The sequence below is a fragment of the Streptomyces boncukensis genome (assembly GCF_011045075.1).
Lineage (GTDB): Bacteria > Actinomycetota > Actinomycetes > Streptomycetales > Streptomycetaceae > Streptomyces > Streptomyces boncukensis.
Window position 1 is genome coordinate 32,998 of the sequence record NZ_JAAKZZ010000001.1, and the last position, 15,800, is coordinate 48,797.

A 15,800-nucleotide genomic window follows, 5' to 3' on the forward strand; every position below is an offset into this window, starting at 1 on the left:
CCTGCCCCTTGATCGCGAATGCTGACGTGATCCGTGTGACCAGGGTCGACCGATGCGGTAGGCCGGTCTGCGGCGAGGACAACGGGTTCGTCTTCGACTGCTTCGCCACCCTGGCCATGAACGCGAACGTGGAGGAAGGCGAGGACGTCGCCTACACCGCCGCGAACGGACGGCAGTGCGGCTTCAAGCGCGGCTGCCCCACCTTCAACGGGTACGACATCGAGCTGAACTTCTTCTCTGTGAGCCCGGAGTTCGTGGAGATCACCACCGGCAACCCGGTGGTGTACGGCTTCGACGGCGAGCCGATCGGCTACGACGACTGCTCAATCCAGTGCAACAGCGGCTTCGCCCTGGAGCTGTGGGCCGAAGTCCTCGGTGAGGACGTCTGCGACGCCGACGCGACCGGTGATGGCGCGTGGATCTACTTCCTGATGCCGTGGGTGACCAACGGGCAGCTCGGGGACCTGGAAGTCGGCAACGAGGCCGTGTCCCTCGTCCTCAACGGCGCCACGCGGGCGGGCGGCGGCTGGGGCACCGGCCCGTACGACATCATGCCGACCGACGCGGCCGGCACCCCCGGCCCGCTGCTGACGCCGCTGGGCTCGAACTGCCACCGCCGTACGTTCGTGACGAGCGTCGCGCCGCCCGAGCCGGTGTGCGCGTACACCCCGGTCCTGTGCGGCGCCTCCCCCTCCTGAACGGCTGGACACGGTGACCACACCCGAGGTCGACATCGTCGTGCCGGTGCGGGTCGGCGCCACGAACCCGCAGCTCCGCTACGCGCTGCGCTCGTGGGCCGAGAACCTGCCGCACCGGCACGTCTGGCTGGTCGGGCACAAGCCCCCGTGGGTGCGCGGGGTGAAGCACCTGCCGACCCACCAGTCCGGCACGAAGTACCAGAACACGACCCACGCGGTCCGTACGGCGTGCATGACGGCCGGTGTGAGCGACCAGTTCCTGCTGTGCAACGACGACTTCTTCGTCATGCGCCCGCAGGACCAGGGGATGCCGGTGCTGCACCGCGGGCCGGTGTCCGCCGTCGAGACGTACTACGAAGGCCGGGCGTCCGGCCGGTACCTGCGCGGGCTGCGCGAGACCCGCGACCTGCTGGTGAGCCTCGGGCACGAGGACCCGCTGTCGTACGAGCTGCACGTCCCGCTGCCGGTCGAGAAGGAGGCCATGCTGAAGGCCCTCGGCATCGCGAAGCGGCTGGACGTCGTCCATAAGCGCACGCTGTACGGGAACTTGGCGGGGATCGGCGGCGACGAGATCCGCGACGTGAAGATCCTCAAGCGCGGCCCGAAGTTCGACCGCGCGAGCCCGTTCCTGTCGACGATGCCGGACAGCTTCGAGAACGGCTTCGTCGGCCAGCACATCCGCCAAGCCTTCCCCCGCCGTGGCCGCTACGAAGCGGGAGGCCGCTGATGCCGAACGTGTGCGACCCGTGGCCGACCGACCTGACGTGCTGCGACCTGCCCGAGGGCACCGAGACCGAGACGATCGACCGGTGGACCCGCGTCGCCAGCATCATGCTGTGGATGCTCTCCGGCCGCCGCTGGGGGCCTTCCTGCCCCGTGGAAGTGCGGCCGTGCCGCCGCTCCTGCCTCGACGGCTGGGGCTATGGCATCCGCTGGGACTCGTCCGGGCCGTGGGTGCCGTACAAGGGCGTCGACGGTCTGTGGCGCAACGCCTCCCCCTGCTCCTGCACGGGCGGCTGCTCATGCGGCGAGCTGTGCGAGGTGTACCTGCCCGGCCCGGTGTACGACATCGTGAAGGTCGACGTCGACGGCGACGAGCTGCCCGCCCCCGACCCTGACCAGGGCGTGATCGGCGCGTACCGGGTGGACGCGCCGGGGATGCTGGTGCGCACCGACGGCGAGTGCTGGCCGACCTGCCAGGACATGGCCGCACCGTCGGGCACGCCGGGGACGTTCACCGTGACGTACCGGACCGGCCTCCCCCTCGATGAGGCAGCCATCGCCGCCGTGTCCGACCTGGCGTGCCACTACATCAAGGGCTGCGGCGGCAGCTCGTGCGGCTGCAAGTCCAACAAGAACGTCTCCCGGCTCAACCGGCAGGGCTTCGAGATGGAGTTCGCCGACCCGACGCTGATCTACAGCGAGGGCCGCACCGGACTGCCGCTCGTCGACGCCTGGCTCGCGGCCGTGAACCCCGGCCGGCTCGCCTCCGCCTCCCGCGTGTACAGCCCTGACCTCCCGCGCCCCCGCGCGACGACCTGGCCGTGAACGGAGGCCCCCACTCATGCCGCTGACGCCGATGTCGCTGCACGAGCTGACCGAGACGGTCCTCGGCTGCGTGTGCGCCGCGCTCCAGGTCACCGCGGCCCAGGTCCCCGGCCAGCCGGGATGCCCGTGCCGGTCGTGCGTCGTGCCCGGACAGCCCGCATGGGACTGGTGCGACGACCCGTGCGGCGACCCGGGCGACGGTGGGCAGCTCTCCGTGAACCTGATCCGCCTGTTCCCCACGAATCCGTTCCCCAACGAGGACCGGTCCGTGATGGGCTCCCGGAACTGCCCCATGCCGACAACCACCGCGGCCGAGATCGCGGTGACGCTGCTGCGCTGCGCTCCGACACCGGACGAGCAGGGATGCCCGCCGTCGTGCGACGAACTCGACCAGGCCGCGAAGGTGCTGCACGTCGACTCGATGACCGTGTTCAACGCCCTGTACTGCTGCCTCAACGGCTCGGAGCCCGGCCGGCGACGCGGCCGGAAGTACGTCATGGGCCAGCAGCGCACCGTCGGCCCGCAGGGCGGCTGCGTCGGCATCGAGCAACGGGTGACGGTGGCCCTGCCCGGCTGCTGGCCCTGCCCCGAGGATTCCCCGTGAATGGAGACCGCCATGACGGTTGAAATGCGTATCGAGCAGGGACGGCTGGCGCGGGCGCTGCGTGCCCGGGGCGGGATCGCTGAGCGCTTCCTGGCCCGCCGTACGCGCCGCGTCGCCGACATCGCGCGCCGCGAGGCCCCGGGCCGCATGGGCGCCTACATCGACTGGAAGATCGAATCCGCCCCGAGCGGGCTGGAGGGCGTCATCGTCTGCGACCACCCGGCGACGCTGTACGTGCTGTACGGGACTCGGCCGCACATCATCCGGCCGCGCCGTGCGAAGGCGCTGCGGTTCGACGTGGGCGGGCGGACCGTGTTCGCCGCCGTCGTCCACCACCCCGGAACGAAGGCGAACGACTTTCTGGGCCGGGCGCTTCGCGCGGGCCGCTAGCCCTCGACGGCCGGGGCCGCGTCGGGCGCCTCGATGTCCGGGTAGAAGGCGCGGTAGTCCGCGACGTGCTCGGCGTAGTGCGCCCGGCCTTCCTCGGTGAACCGGTAGCGGCGCACGGCGCGACTCGCCTGACGGCCCGTGTAGGGCCGACCGTCGAAGTCCCGGGGCGTGTACGTGACGGTCTGCTCGTGGACGTGCAGGTAGGGCCGGTTCCCACGGTGCATGTCGTACCCGGCGACAAGGTAGAGGTGCGCGGACCCGAACAGCTCCTCGGTCGGCAGGCCCTCCGCCCCGGCCCGGGCGACCTTGGCCATCTCGCGCCACAGCCACTCGGACAGCTCCCACGGCTCCTTGCGCGGCGTCGGCACAATGCCCAGCCCGGCGCGGATCGCGGCGCGGCCGGCGCGGGTGAGGAGCGCGTACGGCGCTCCGCTGTCGGTGGTTCCCAGCTCGATCAGGCCGCGGTCGGCGAGCGCCGCCAAGGTGGAACCTGCGCCCGACTCCCACACCCCGCGCGCTCTCAGCGCCCTCGGGGTCGGGGCGTACTGCCCGGAGAGGAAGATCCGCCGCCACACGTGGGCGGGGTTCTTGGTGAACCGGCCTTGGGCGCCGAGGCGGCGCTGCTCCTCCTCCAGCCCTTGGTCCTCGGCGTACAGGACTTCCATGTAAGTGCGCTGACGGGCGTTCAGCTCGTCCCAGGCTAGTTGGGCTTTCCCCATCTCGGTCCCTCCCCTTCTCGTTCACGGTAGGGCGTCGCTCTGACGCCCAAGCAGACCCTCGCCGACCGCGTACCCTTCGGTGCGCGCCGCTGGTTGTGGGCCGGGCGCTCAGTACGAGCACCACGGGAGCCACCCGATGAGCCAGCGCCGCCAGTTCACCCTCAACACCGAGCCCCACGTCGCCGAGATCGGTTCGACCGAGCTGCTGTTCCAGCCCGAGGTGATGGGCGCCCAGTTCCTCGACGCGTACGAAGATCTGCAACAGACGCAGAAGCAGCTCGGCGTCGACATGAACGACCTCGCCAGGGTCGAGCCGGAGAAGCTGCGCTCCATCGTCCGGTCCCTGCGCGTGTTCCTCGCGCGGCTGATGCTGCCCGAGTCCGCTGAGCAGTTCGCCCGCTGGGATGTAGTCCAGGCCGGCGAGGTCGTGGAGTCGTTCGGCACCCCGGAGGAGGCCGTCGAGCACGCCGACGGCCTGGAGGACGCCGCGGTCGTCGACGCCGGGATGCAGCTCCCCGACCGGGTCCTGGTCGAGCTGCTGGAGTGGGCCGTCGAGCTGTATGGGGGCGGCCAGCGCCCTACTGGGTCATCTGGAGGCTCTGCGGCAGCATCGCCTCCTCCTGGGACTCGTGGGAGGGCGGCCTCGCCCTCCAAGGCGTCGACCCGCGCTCGTGGACGCTGACGACCATGCTCAACGCCTCGGAGGCGTCCATGGACGCCGCAGCCGAGGACGACGCCGAGCGGCAGCGGAACCGGGCCAAGCTGTACGCGCCCCCGGCGAGCGAACGCGGGCGCGGACGGCGCCGCCGACGGCCACCCGGCATGGGCATGGACCGGGCTCAGGCCCAGTCCCTCGCCGCTCAGCTCGCCGCTGAAGACGCGCGGCTGGGCGCCGGTGGCTAGCGGCTAACCTGGGGACACGCGCCCCGGGCCGGTCTATCAAGGCCCCTGCGGGCGCGTGACGCCGCTGGTTGTGGGCCGGGCACCTTCCTTGACGCGAGGGGTGCCCGGTGGCTGGCGAGGACATCGACTACGGGTCCGCGCGCATCACGATCGTCCTCGACGACGACGACACGGCGTCGGATTCGCGGCAGGTCGCCAACCGCATCCAGAACACCCTGGACCGGGGCACCCGCAACGTCGGCGTCCAGATCAGGCGGAACATCCAGCGCGGCCTGAACGCGGCGGCCGTGACGGTCCGCGTCGAGCCGGACCTGCGCCGATTCGACGCGGCGCTGATCAACGGGCTGCGTGACCTGGGCGGCATCAACGTCCCGGTCACCCCCGATCTGACGGGATTCGTCGAGCGGGTCCGGGCCGTCCTGGCCGGTGTCTCGATTCCGGTCCGGGTGGTCCCCGACCTCGACGGCTTCGACGCCCGTATCCGGGCGCACCGGCCGCCGGACGTCACGGTCCACGCCAACGTCGACACCGACCGGCTCAGCCGCACGCTGTCCGGCCTCGGTGGTATCGCCGGGCGGGTCGCCGGTGCGCTGCGGGGTCTCCTCGTCTTTGGCGCTGTCGGCATTGCAGCCGCCAGCGCTGCGTCCGCCGTCGGCGGCCTCGTCGCCGCGCTCGCCCCTGCGGTCGGGATCATCGCCGCAGCCCCGGCGGCGATCCTCGGCACCCAGGCCGCCCTCGGCGGCCTGCGCCTCGCCCTCATGGGCGTTTCGGACGCCTTCCAGGCGGCCTTGACCGGCAGCGCGGAGGAGTTCGAGGCGTCGCTTGAGTCGCTGTCGCCGAAGGCACGCGCCGCCGCGCTCGAAGTGCGGGCACTCAAGCCCGCGTTCGAGGACCTGCGGAACACCGTCCAGGACTCCTTCTTCGGAGTCTTCGAGGGGGAGATCACCCAAGCCGCCGAAGCGCTGAGCGGGCCGCTCACCAAGGGCCTGTCCTCCGTCGCTTCGCAGTGGGGCGTCATCGCCGGCAACGCCCTGGAGGCCATCCAGGCGCAGCGCTCCATCGCGGCGGTCAACAGCATCTTCGCGGGCACGTCCTCGGCCCTCGCCGGGGTCGGTGCGCAGATCGGGGAAGTCGTCAAGGGCTTCCTCGAAGTCGGAGGTGCGGTCTCCGAGGCGTTCGGGTCCCGGCTCGGCGCGGCGATCTCCAGCGCGTCGGCACGGTTCGCGACGTTCCTCCAGCAGGCGGCGCGCGGCGGCCAGGCGGTCGCGTGGGTGGAGACCGCCCTGGGCGTCTTCCAACAGCTCGGCGGCGTCATCAGCAACGTCGGGAGCATCATCTCCGGTGTCTTCTCCGCCGGGAACGCTGCCGGCGCGGGGTTCCTCGCCAACCTCCAGAAGGTCACTGGCGCGTTCTCCGACTTCGTCAACTCCGCCCGCGGCCAGGAGGCGATCGGAAACATCTTCGCCACGGTCGGGACGATCGCCGCGCAGCTCGGCCCGATCCTGGCAGCGCTGGTCACACAGGTCGGGGCGATTGCTCCCGCGCTGGCGCCTATCTTCACGGCGCTCGGCCCGGCGCTCACGAATCTGATCAACGCGCTCGGCCCCGCTCTTGCGGCCATCGCCCCGGCGGTCGCGGAGATCGGCGCGGCCCTGGCCGAAGGGCTCGGCATCATCGGCCCGTCCCTGGCCCCGCTCGGCGCGGCGATCGGATCAGTCCTCTCCGCGCTGGCCCCGCTCCTGCCGCTCGTCGGGCAGCTCGTCGCGGTCGTCGCGCAGATGCTCGCGCCGGTTCTCCAAAACCTCGCGACGCTGTTCCAGCCGATCATCTCTGCGCTGGTCGGCGCGCTGATGCCGGTTCTGCCGCAGATCAGCCAGGCGTTCACCACGCTGGTGCAGGCCATGGCGCCGCTGGCCGCCGGCGTCGGCCAGGCGGTCGGCCAGCTCGTCTCGTCCCTGGCTCCAGTCCTGTCAACGCTGGCAGGGGTGCTCGTGCGGGTGGCGACCGCGCTGGTGCCGGTCTACACGGCATTCGCGGACGCACTGCTGCCGGTGCTCCCGCCGATCGTGGAGGCGTTCAACGCGATCCTCCAGGCGCTCCTACCGATCCTGCCGCCGATCGCCGGATTGGTCGAGGCTCTGGCTCCGCTGGTCGTCCTGGCGATCCAGCTCCTGGCGCCCGTCCTCCAGCTCGCCGCCGGGTTCGCGTCCTGGCTGACGATCAACGCAGTCGTCCCGATCATCCAGGGCGTCGTCTCGGTGCTGACCTGGCTGATCAACGGCCTGTCGTCGGTGCTGACGTTCATCACGAACCTGCCGACGACGATTGTTACCGCGCTGACGACGCTCGGCACGACCATCGCCACGTTCTTCACCAACCTGGTGACGACGATCGGAACGTGGATCTCCACCGCGTTCACGTCGGTGGTGAACTTCTTCACCAGCCTTCCGGGCCGGATCATGTCCGCGCTGGCCGCGCTGCCCGGCTTGCTGGTGGACCTGTTCGTCAACGCGGTCGCGGCGGTCGGGATCGCCCTGCTGACCGCGCTCGCGGGCGTGATCTACCTGTTCACCTCGCTGCCAGGCAAGATCGTGTCCGCGCTGGCGTCGCTCGGCTCCGCGATCGGCGGCGCGTTCTCCCGCGCCGTGTCCTCCGCCCGGTCAGCGATCTCCTCGTTCATCAGCAGCGCGGTGTCGTTCTTCGCGTCCTTGCCCGGCCGGATCGGTGCCGTGCTGGCCGCGCTGCCCGGCCGGATCGCGGGCTTGTTCCGGTCGGCCGGTTCGTCCGCGCTGGCCGCTGCCCGCTCCTTCGGCTCGTCGGTCGCCTCGTTCTTCTCGTCGCTGCCGGGCCGGATCGTGTCCGCTCTGTCCGGGCTCGGTAGCCGGATCGCCGGGGTGTTCCGGTCAGCAGTCGGCGCGGCGCGGCGCGCCGTCTCCTCGCTGATCTCGTCGATCGTGAGCCTGTTCTCGTCGCTGCCCGGCAAGATCGTCTCCTCACTCGGGAACATCGGCTCCAGGATCGTCAGCAAGATCAAGAGCGGGTTGCCGTCAGCGGTCCGGTCGGTCCTTCCCTTCGCGGACGGCGGGATCGTCAAGTCGCCCGTCGTCGGCCTGGTCGGCGAGGCCGGCCCCGAGGTCATCATCCCGCTGACCAAGCCCGCCCGCGCTCGGCAACTGGCCGAGCAGTCCGGGCTCGCCGACATGCTGTCCGCCGCCTCTGGCAGCGCAGACAAGACGGGGCCGCCCGCGCCCACCCGGCAGGGACCGGTGTTCCACATCTACGAAGCAGGCGACGGCCGTGTGACGGCGCACCGCGTCGCGTCCCGTCTCGCCCTGGCCGCTGGAGTGATCTGACGATGGCGATCGAGGACTACCTGACTATGGGCGGCGTGGAGATCACCAACAGCGCGCGGCTGGCCACGTATCTGGAGACCGTCGGTTCGCCGCTCGCAGACCCGGGCGTGTGCGGCTGCCCGACCCTCACCGCGGAAGTCCTGGGCGACGCCCCGTACAGCACACCCGACGCGGACGAAGCCCCGTGGTACGACCCGGATGTGCCCGAGTCCGCCGACTTCGCGGGGTTCCGCATCCTGTCCATCGACGGGCTGGACGACTACCCGATGCGGCGGGCCACCACCAGCGCCGTGAGGGGCGGCGCCGCGCTCGGACCGTCCCAGGTGATGCCGCGGACCGTCACCATCACCGGCATCCTCCTCGGCGCCACGTGCTGTGCCGTCGAGTACGGCCTGCACTGGCTCGGTGAGGCGATGGCCGGGTGCGCCGGGGCCGGGTGTGACGGCGACTGCATGGAGGTGTTCAACTGCTGCCCGGGCGACGACGAGGACCCGGAGCTGTTCCGGGCGCGGCACCTGCGCACCGTACGGCGCGTGGCGCTCACCCAGGGGCCGACGGTCACCGCCCGGAACGGCACCGGCTGCACCGTCGGCGAGTGCTCGATCGGCGCCGACGTCATCACCGTCGAGATCATTCTCGTTGCCGCCACCCCGTGGTTGTGGACGGAGCCCACTCCGGTCCTGGACGTGCCCCTGCCCTCGGACGACTCCGACGCGTGCGTGACCTGGTGCATCCACGGGGCGACGCCGCCGAGCTGGTGCGTGGAGATCACGGACGCCGAGTGTGCGCCCGGCAGTATCGCGGCGGCCGTCGTCGACGATGACGCGGCGTGCGCCCGGGCCTGGCCCGTCACCGAGATCGAGCGGGAGACCTGCGGGGGCACGTGCCGCTTCGCCGCATGCATCGACCCGCTCAGCCGGTGCTCCGACCCGCTGTGTGACATGCCGGCTCCGCCCATGCCGACCTCGCTGGACACCTGCTACTGCCTGCCCTTGGCCGTGGAGCGCGAGGTGTACGAGATCGACCTGTCCGACCGCCCCGGCTGGTCGCGGGACGTGCCGGTGATCACGGTTCGGTCCGGGAGCACGGATCTGCGGAACGTCACGCTCACCTTCTACGAACGGCCCCTCGGCGGCGAGGAGATGACCTGTGAGGAGGTCGTCGAGTTCCAGCGCTGCAACCCTCATAGCCAGTACCACATCAGCTTCGTGCCAGCCCAGGGCGCCGTCGTGCTCGACGGGCAGATCGGCCGGTCCACCGTCCAGTGCGGGGCGTTCTGCGAGACCTCCCGCGACGTGTACGGGATCGACGGCGCCCCACCGACCTTCAAGCCGTTCACCTGCGGAACGCTGTGCCTGTCCATCGAGACGGACGTGATGCACCCGCCGTCCGAGCTGGCGAGCATCACCTTCTCCGTCTCCGGCCGGGGCTACTGACCGCCGATACCCTGTCTCCGCCGCTGGTTGTGGGCCGGGCACCTTCCTTGACGCGAGGGGTCCGGCATGGCCGTTGCGGGCTGCGGTACACACAGCGCATCAATCACCGACCGGAGCGGGTCCACGGTCAGCCCCGTGCAGATCCTCACCGAGATCGAATGGACGCGGGCGCTGGACGACACCAGCACCGCCCGGGTCGTCGCCATCCCAGAAGGCGACTGCTGCGAACGGCTCGGCCAGGTCCGCGCCTGGCGGCACTACCTCAACATCTGGCGGGACAGGCAGCCGGTGTGGTCCGGCCCGATCCTCCAAGTGGAGTGGTCGCCCGGTTCCATCGAGATCTGGGCCGGCGACATCCTGGCGCTCCTGGACCGCCGGGTGCCGCACGACACGGTGAACTTCGGCGAAGCGGACCTGGCCGACATCGCCGAGTGGCTGATCCAGGACGGATTCGCCCCGGACGACCCCGGGCACAGCGTCGAGACGATCGGCCGTACTCGAGTACGCGGCGGCCGGTCGTACCGTCGAGGCATCGGGCAGACCGGTGACCATCTGCGCGACCTCGCCGAAGGCGGACTCGACTACACCGCGGTCGGCACCCGCATCATCCTGCTGCCGGAGACGCACACCGGCACGGTCGGAGCGCTCACGGACGCCGACCTGCCCGAAGGGCTCATCGTCGCCGAGGACGGCACCGCCCTCGCGTCGCGGTGGATCGTCGCCGGGGACGAGGACGGCGACGTGATGGGGGAAGCCGGCGGCACCGACCCGTACTACGGCCTGCTGGAGCGGTACGTCGAGCAGACCTCGATCACCACCGACCTGGCGGCCACGGACGCGGCGCGCTCCCGGCTGCGCGGGTCGCTGCCGGTGCCGGTGTTCATCGACACCCAGCAAGTCACGATCTCGCCGGAGGCCGCCGTCAGCGTGCCGACGCTGGTGCCCGGCTGGTGCCTGGACATCGCCACCCAGGCCACCTGTCGCCCGATCACCCAACGCTTGAAGATCACCGGTCTGAAGGTCACGGAGAACGGCGGTACGGAATCGACGGCCGGCAGCGAAAGCGTGCAGGTGCAGGTCGCCGCCACGGGCGCCGAGCGCACGGCCGCCACGCCGTTCGGGGCGGTGTGACATGGCGCTGCGAGGAGGGATGAGCCGCCGGGTGCCGGGCAACCCCATGGCCAGCATCCTGCGGGACATTGACCGGCGGACCCGGGCGACGACGCGGCGAGCCCGCCCCGCCCGTCCCGAGGCCGAGGAGCAGCCCGCCGCGCCCGCGCAGGCCGCGCAGGCCGCGCCGAAACCCACGCCGCCCGGAGTCGCGGCGTTCGCTCTCGTCACCGGCGAAGACGGCGGGGCGCGGGTGGAGTTCGCGCGGCCCTTCGCTGCGCCCGTGGTGGTGGCCTCGGTGATCGGGGCGGGAACGGGCGTGGCCGTGGTGGAGGAAGTGACATACCGCCACGCCGTCGTACGGGTCGTCAGCAGCTCCGGCACTCGTACTCCGCGCGTGCCGGTGCACGTCATCGTCACGGAGGCGACAGGCTGAGCCCTCGCCCGAGCGCGGTCAGGCGCTCGCGTTGTACCTCATGCTGAGCTTCCGGAACCAGTCGCTCTCCAGCAGCCGGTCCCACACGGCCGAGCTGGACGCCGTCGGCGGCGGCGTATCCGTGTCGAAGGCCCCCCACTTCGCGCCGTCCTTGGGGGCGATGACGGGCGTGAACGGACGACGGCGCCCGTCGGCGTCCCTCGGCTCGTACCAGTCCTCGGTGCACAGGCCCCATACCTCCTCAAAGAGCCGGCCCGAGAAGTCGCATCCCTCGCGGTGGGAGGCCACGCAGGCGCCCTGCGTCTCGAAGTCCACGGCCGTTGCCACGAAATACGGCCATGTGCCGCTGGGCTCGTCGTACGGCCCCCACGCCTCGATAGCCGCGACTCCGGTGCGCGTGACGGCTGCCAGGACCTCGGACAGCGCGTAGGTGTCGGGGCGTACGGCGGATATCTCCACGCGCAGCGTCTCCCACGCCTCCGGCTGGTCCTCGCAGCAGATGTCGCCGAACTCGGCTATGACTTCGCGCTTCGTTCTGTGACCGGTGGTGAGCACGGTTCGCCTGCCGGCGAGCGTCAGGGCGTCCCGCTCGATGAGGTGCCAGCGAGTGTCCAGCGGGGTGAGGCGCAACGTTTCTGCCTGGAAGATCATGGCCGAAATGTAGTGCCGCGAGCGGGGAGTACGCGACAGGTTCGAGCCGGATACCCTTCCGTTGTGCCGCTGGTTGTGGGCCGGGCCACGCGAGTCTGCCGGAGGAGGCTGACGTGGCATCAGTGTGCGTGTGCTCGGACTACTTCAGGATCACTGACGACGGCGAGCTGTGTCTGGTCCCGGGCACCATGGGGCTCCGCCTGACCCTCTTCTTCAAGGATGCGGGCACCTACCAGTTCGAGAAGGCTGAGTACCCCTGGCTGGCCCGTGTCCGCGTCGAGGCGCAGGGCGCAGGCGGCGGTTCCGCGGGTGCCAACGCGGCGGCTGATCAGTGCATTGTCCGCCCCGGTGGCGCGGGTGGCGGCTGGTCGCAGGCCACTGTGGAAGCGTCCGCGCTCGGGGCCGTGGAGACGATCGTCGTCGGCGCGGGCGGAACCGCGGGCACGGGCAACGGCACGGGCGGGGCCGGAGGCAGCAGCAGCTTCGGCGGCTTCGTCGTTGCCAACGGCGGCGACGGCGGAACCGCCGCGCAGTCCTCGGGAACTGTGGCGGACGCCGTGCAAGGCCCGGCCGGCCCTTTCGCTGGCACGGGACAGTACGCCTCCGGCGGCGGCGCGGGCGGCGCAGGTATCCGACTGTCGGGAACCAACGGTCAGTCAGGCGCGGGCGGTGAGTCCCGGCTTGGGCACGGAGGCTTTGCCCGCGCTGCCGACGGTGTCGGGACGGCGCCCCGCGGCTACGGCGGCGGCGCAGGCGGCGCCCTCTCATACGGCGGCGACTTCGACGGAGCGGACGGCGGCTCCGGCCTCGTCATCGTCGAGCTGTACGGCTGACATTGACGTTCCGGCGAGGGTTCGCCGGGGCAACGTAGACTCGATACCGCTGCTGGTTGTGGGCCGGGCCGAGAACACCCCGAGAGGTGATCATGGCCCGTTGCGGATGCGCTGGCGACACTGCGACGACCACAGTCCTGACGGAGAACTCGGAGTGTGTCGCGCTCGCGGGCAACGGCAGTATCGCCAGCCCGCTCGTTGCGGCGCCGATCATCTCCCCTCAGCCGGGGAACCAGATCTCCTGCGAAGACGGTCTGTACGTGTCCAACGGCGGCACCTGGACCCCGCAGGACTTCGGCGCGGTCGGCAACGGCGTGGCCGACGATGCCCCCGCGTTGCAGTTGGCGCTGAACTCCGCGCTCGACGCGGGGGGCGGCACCATCTATGTCCCGGCCGGGATCTACCGCCTGGCTACCCTGCCGGTGCGGATCTACCGCCGTACCCGGCTCGTACTCTCGCCCGGCGCCACGATGAGGCGCGGGGCCACCGGCACGATGCTCCTCAACGGAGACGCGGACCAGTCCTTCCCCGCGTACTCCGGGCACGGGGACATCGTCATCGAGGGCGGCACCTGGGACGCCCGCGGCACTCAGTTCGCCGAGCCCGGCATGTGCATCAGCATCGGCCATGCGGAGAACGTCCTGATCCGGGATCTCACCATCAAGGACGTCGGCGGCTACCACGGCATCGAGATCAACAGCACCCGGCACGCGGTCATCCGGAACGTCAGGGGACTGGGCTACGTCGACACAGGCGGGCGGGAGTTCAGCGAGTTCATCCAGCCTGACCTGGCCAAGGGTTCTTCCTATTTCGGTGGATTCGGCCCGTACGATGACACTCCGGTCATTGATCTGCTGGTCGAGGGCTGCGTGACCGGCCCGTCGGACACGCCGGGCACCACGGCGTGGCCGCGCGGCATCGGCTCCCACTCCGCGTCTCCCTCCCGGCCGCACCGCGACATCCGCATCCGGGACTGCGAGTTCCGGGGGTGCAGCCAGTTCGCCATCGGCGCCTACACCTGGGAATCGCTCGTCATCTCCGGCATGCAGTTCCGCGACTGCGGCGGCGGAATCCGCTTCCGCACGCTTGACTCCAGCATCACCAGCCACCGCACACCGGCCGGCGGGAGCGGGCCGACCATCACGGGCAGCCAGCCCCTCGCCGGGCTCGTGATCGACGACGTCACCATGACCGGCGGCGGAGGGTACGGCGCGGCCGTGGAGCTGGTCGGCGAGGAGACCGGCTACGTCCAGGACGTCTCGGTCGGGCACGTCACAGCGCGCGACGTCGACCAGCAGGCCGTGCGCATGGAGTACGTCGAGGACTACGTCGTGACCGAGGTTGTCGCGCACACCACCGGGTTCACCTCCATCAGCACCCTGGGGACGCGACGCGGCCGATTCGCCGACTGCCACGTCAACGGCAGCGGCGGCGCCGGCATCACCGTCGACTCGCGGTCGACCCCGGCTACTGACGCGACGGACGTGCAGATCGTCGACTGCACCGTCACCGGGACCGCCGCGAACGGCGTGCACATCTGGGACGGGGCGGACCTCCTCGTCGACGCGTGCGAGCTGTACGCCATCACCGGCTACGGGGTGCAGGTCAGCACGTACACCGAGCGGGTTCTCGTACGGGACACCCGCACCAACGCAACGACATCGACGCCGATCAACTTCACCGGCACCGTCACCGGCGCCGTTCGGCGCGGCAACAGCGCGGACGCGCCCGGCGCCATCACCACCGGCACCGCGGCGAACACGACCACGGAGACCGCCGTGGCGAGCCTCCTGATCCCCGCTAACGACGCGCTCCCCGGGACCGGCTACCGGTTCTCCGTCCACGGCCAGGCGTCCACCACGGGAACGCCGACGCTGACGATCCGGGTGCGCCTCGGCGGCGCGACGGGGACGGTCCTCGCCGCGTTCTCCGCCGTCACCACCGCGTCGGGCATCGCCGGCCGCGGTTGGTCCGTGAGCGGCGTACTGCACGCCGTGGTGCCCGGCTCCACGGGGACTTGGACGGCGAACGGGCAGCTCGTCCATCGCTTGGCCTCCACGACCGGCCAGGCGCTTCAGGAGGTCACCGACGGGACGGTCACGCGGGACAGCACCGCGGACCAGGCCCTCGTTGTCACCGCCCAGTGGTCAGCCGCTTCCGCATCCAACACGGCGCAGGTGCTCGCCGCGAGCCTCAACCGGGTCTGAAGGAAGGGACGTTACTGATGACCTGCACCACGAGCGGCGTCGCGGTCTGCTCGCTGAAACGGGACACGGACCAGATCATCCAGCCCGGCCGCTACACGATCGTGCACTTCCCCTTCGGCTACAGGGAGTCGTACGACGTTCACGCGATGCACCAGGTGCAGCAGCCCGACGGCTACACGATCACCGACTGGGACAGGGACGACCGGTCCGGCCTCATCTGGCCGAGCCGGTCCGGCTGGGGACAGCTCCACGCCATGATCCAGTGGGAGGCCGGGGGCTACACCGAGCTGCGGGACCAGTTCGTGCGGGACGCGCTCGCGTTCGGGCCGGACCCGGAGAACACCACCGCGACCGACCACCGCACCCCGACGCCGGGGATGCAGTGCTTCACCAAGACCCACGGCATCTTCGTGAACCCTGCCGTGCCGCTGTCGCTGCGGGTCGCGCACAACGACAGCCGCCCGAGGGCGATGGTCCTCGCCGAGTTCAAGCTCGTCATCAACGACGCCTAGGAGGCGTACATGGCTACTTCCCAGATTCCGTCCGTGGGGCGGATCGTGCGGTTCGTATCGACGGTCAGCGACGTCCCGGAGGGTGGCACGACGCCGCTGCCGGTGACGGACCTCGCGGCAATCATCACCGCGGTCGAGCCCCTGCCGGAGGGTACGACCAGGTCGGCGCGCAAGGCGACGGAGCACCCGCAGGTGTCGCTGACGGTGTTCGCCGAGACCGGGGTGATGTTCCGGCAGAACGTCGAGTTCGACGAGGCCGGGACCGTGCCGGGGACCTGGCACTGGCCCGGGCCGATGCCGGCCGAGGACGGCGCGTGACGCAGGTCGCGCGCACGGCGTGGGGAGCGGCCAGCTCCTCCGCCGCTCGGCCAGCCCCGACACAACGCCAGCGCGCCCGCGC

The 15,800-nt window shown here is 71.0% G+C and carries 17 protein-coding genes; 15 read left to right on the top strand and 2 right to left on the bottom strand.

What is annotated here, in order from left to right; translation table 11 throughout:
* Positions 1–35: 35 nt before the first annotated feature.
* The 5 genes from G5C65_RS00185 to G5C65_RS00205 are packed head-to-tail and all read left to right on the top strand — an operon-like array spanning position 36 to position 3,240.
* Complete coding sequence (locus G5C65_RS00185) at positions 36–698, top strand: hypothetical protein (protein WP_338146180.1); 663 nt, start codon at positions 36–38, stop codon at positions 696–698.
* Between the two features lie 13 nt (positions 699–711).
* Positions 712–1,425 carry a hypothetical protein gene (locus G5C65_RS00190; protein WP_165296481.1) on the top strand — a complete coding sequence of 238 codons (714 nt, stop codon included), beginning with the start codon at positions 712–714 and terminating at the stop codon, positions 1,423–1,425.
* Positions 1,425–2,246, top strand: coding sequence for a hypothetical protein (locus G5C65_RS00195; protein ID WP_165296482.1), 822 nt, complete (start codon positions 1,425–1,427; stop codon positions 2,244–2,246). Before G5C65_RS00190 ends, G5C65_RS00195 begins: the two co-directional genes overlap by 1 nt.
* 16 nt (positions 2,247–2,262) lie before the next feature.
* Positions 2,263–2,850 (top strand): hypothetical protein, encoded by a 588-nt coding sequence (locus tag G5C65_RS00200; RefSeq protein ID WP_165296483.1) that lies wholly within the window; start codon positions 2,263–2,265, stop codon positions 2,848–2,850.
* A 12-nt stretch (positions 2,851–2,862) separates the two neighbouring features.
* Positions 2,863–3,240, top strand: coding sequence for a hypothetical protein (locus G5C65_RS00205; RefSeq protein ID WP_165296484.1), 378 nt, complete (start codon positions 2,863–2,865; stop codon positions 3,238–3,240).
* Here the strand turns inward: G5C65_RS00205 and G5C65_RS00210 are convergent.
* Positions 3,237–3,959, bottom strand: a complete 723-nt coding sequence (locus G5C65_RS00210; RefSeq protein ID WP_165296485.1) for a hypothetical protein — start codon at positions 3,957–3,959, stop codon at positions 3,237–3,239. The two genes, G5C65_RS00205 and G5C65_RS00210, sit on opposite strands and share 4 nt — an antisense overlap.
* A 136-nt stretch (positions 3,960–4,095) precedes the next feature.
* Between G5C65_RS00210 and G5C65_RS00215 the strand changes: the two genes are divergently transcribed.
* The 6 genes from G5C65_RS00215 to G5C65_RS00240 all read left to right on the top strand — a co-directional run bounded on the left by G5C65_RS00215 (position 4,096) and on the right by G5C65_RS00240 (position 11,197).
* Entirely contained in the window at positions 4,096–4,641 is a 546-nt protein-coding gene (locus tag G5C65_RS00215; RefSeq protein WP_165296486.1) for a hypothetical protein, read from the top strand.
* 5 nt (positions 4,642–4,646) lie between these two features.
* Positions 4,647–4,862, top strand: coding sequence for a hypothetical protein (locus G5C65_RS00220; protein WP_165296487.1), 216 nt, complete (start codon positions 4,647–4,649; stop codon positions 4,860–4,862).
* Between the two features lie 107 nt (positions 4,863–4,969).
* Positions 4,970–8,215: a phage tail protein gene (locus tag G5C65_RS00225; RefSeq protein ID WP_165296488.1), complete on the top strand. Its 3,246-nt coding sequence runs from the start codon at positions 4,970–4,972 to the stop codon at positions 8,213–8,215.
* Positions 8,216–8,217: 2 nt separating this feature from the next.
* Positions 8,218–9,651 (top strand): hypothetical protein, encoded by a 1,434-nt coding sequence (locus G5C65_RS00230; protein WP_165296489.1) that lies wholly within the window; start codon positions 8,218–8,220, stop codon positions 9,649–9,651.
* 135 nt (positions 9,652–9,786) lie between these two features.
* A complete protein-coding gene (locus G5C65_RS00235; protein WP_338146181.1) occupies positions 9,787–10,782 on the top strand; it encodes a hypothetical protein in 996 nt (331 codons plus the stop codon).
* Between the two features lie 19 nt (positions 10,783–10,801).
* On the top strand, positions 10,802–11,197 hold the full coding sequence (locus tag G5C65_RS00240; protein ID WP_165296490.1) for a hypothetical protein: 396 nt from the start codon (positions 10,802–10,804) through the stop codon (positions 11,195–11,197).
* Between the two features lie 18 nt (positions 11,198–11,215).
* On the opposite strand, the gene G5C65_RS00245 is transcribed toward G5C65_RS00240, so the two are convergent.
* Positions 11,216–11,848 carry a hypothetical protein gene (locus G5C65_RS00245; protein ID WP_165296491.1) on the bottom strand — a complete coding sequence of 211 codons (633 nt, stop codon included), beginning with the start codon at positions 11,846–11,848 and terminating at the stop codon, positions 11,216–11,218.
* Positions 11,849–11,976: 128 nt separating this feature from the next.
* Here G5C65_RS00245 and G5C65_RS00250 point away from each other — a divergent pair, with 128 nt between their 5' ends.
* The 4 genes from G5C65_RS00250 to G5C65_RS00265 all read left to right on the top strand — a co-directional run bounded on the left by G5C65_RS00250 (position 11,977) and on the right by G5C65_RS00265 (position 15,718).
* Complete coding sequence (locus tag G5C65_RS00250) at positions 11,977–12,681, top strand: glycine-rich domain-containing protein (RefSeq protein WP_338146182.1); 705 nt, start codon at positions 11,977–11,979, stop codon at positions 12,679–12,681.
* Positions 12,682–12,941: 260 nt separating this feature from the next.
* Entirely contained in the window at positions 12,942–14,888 is a 1,947-nt protein-coding gene (locus G5C65_RS00255) for a right-handed parallel beta-helix repeat-containing protein (RefSeq protein WP_165296493.1), read from the top strand.
* Between the two features lie 17 nt (positions 14,889–14,905).
* The gene (locus G5C65_RS00260) at positions 14,906–15,400 is read left to right on the top strand and encodes a hypothetical protein (protein WP_206441062.1); all 495 of its coding nucleotides are present in this window, start codon (positions 14,906–14,908) and stop codon (positions 15,398–15,400) included.
* A gap of 9 nt (positions 15,401–15,409) precedes the next feature.
* Positions 15,410–15,718, top strand: a complete 309-nt coding sequence (locus G5C65_RS00265) for a hypothetical protein (protein ID WP_165296494.1) — start codon at positions 15,410–15,412, stop codon at positions 15,716–15,718.
* Positions 15,719–15,800 lie beyond the last annotated feature (82 nt).

Excerpts from the sequence above, each read along its gene's own strand:
- G5C65_RS00195 (WP_165296482.1), top strand. The coding sequence starts at position 1,425 with ATGCCGAACGTGTGCGACCCGTGGCCGACCGACCTGACGTGCTGCGAC.
- G5C65_RS00200 (WP_165296483.1), top strand. The coding sequence starts at position 2,263 with ATGCCGCTGACGCCGATGTCGCTGCACGAGCTGACCGAGACGGTCCTC.
- G5C65_RS00205 (WP_165296484.1), top strand. The coding sequence starts at position 2,863 with ATGACGGTTGAAATGCGTATCGAGCAGGGACGGCTGGCGCGGGCGCTG.
- G5C65_RS00210 (WP_165296485.1), bottom strand. The coding sequence starts at position 3,959 with ATGGGGAAAGCCCAACTAGCCTGGGACGAGCTGAACGCCCGTCAGCGC.
- G5C65_RS00215 (WP_165296486.1), top strand. The coding sequence starts at position 4,096 with ATGAGCCAGCGCCGCCAGTTCACCCTCAACACCGAGCCCCACGTCGCC.
- G5C65_RS00220 (WP_165296487.1), top strand. The coding sequence starts at position 4,647 with ATGCTCAACGCCTCGGAGGCGTCCATGGACGCCGCAGCCGAGGACGAC.
- G5C65_RS00230 (WP_165296489.1), top strand. The coding sequence starts at position 8,218 with ATGGCGATCGAGGACTACCTGACTATGGGCGGCGTGGAGATCACCAAC.
- G5C65_RS00240 (WP_165296490.1), top strand. The coding sequence starts at position 10,802 with ATGAGCCGCCGGGTGCCGGGCAACCCCATGGCCAGCATCCTGCGGGAC.
- G5C65_RS00245 (WP_165296491.1), bottom strand. The coding sequence starts at position 11,848 with ATGATCTTCCAGGCAGAAACGTTGCGCCTCACCCCGCTGGACACTCGC.
- G5C65_RS00260 (WP_206441062.1), top strand. The coding sequence starts at position 14,906 with ATGACCTGCACCACGAGCGGCGTCGCGGTCTGCTCGCTGAAACGGGAC.
- G5C65_RS00265 (WP_165296494.1), top strand. The coding sequence starts at position 15,410 with ATGGCTACTTCCCAGATTCCGTCCGTGGGGCGGATCGTGCGGTTCGTA.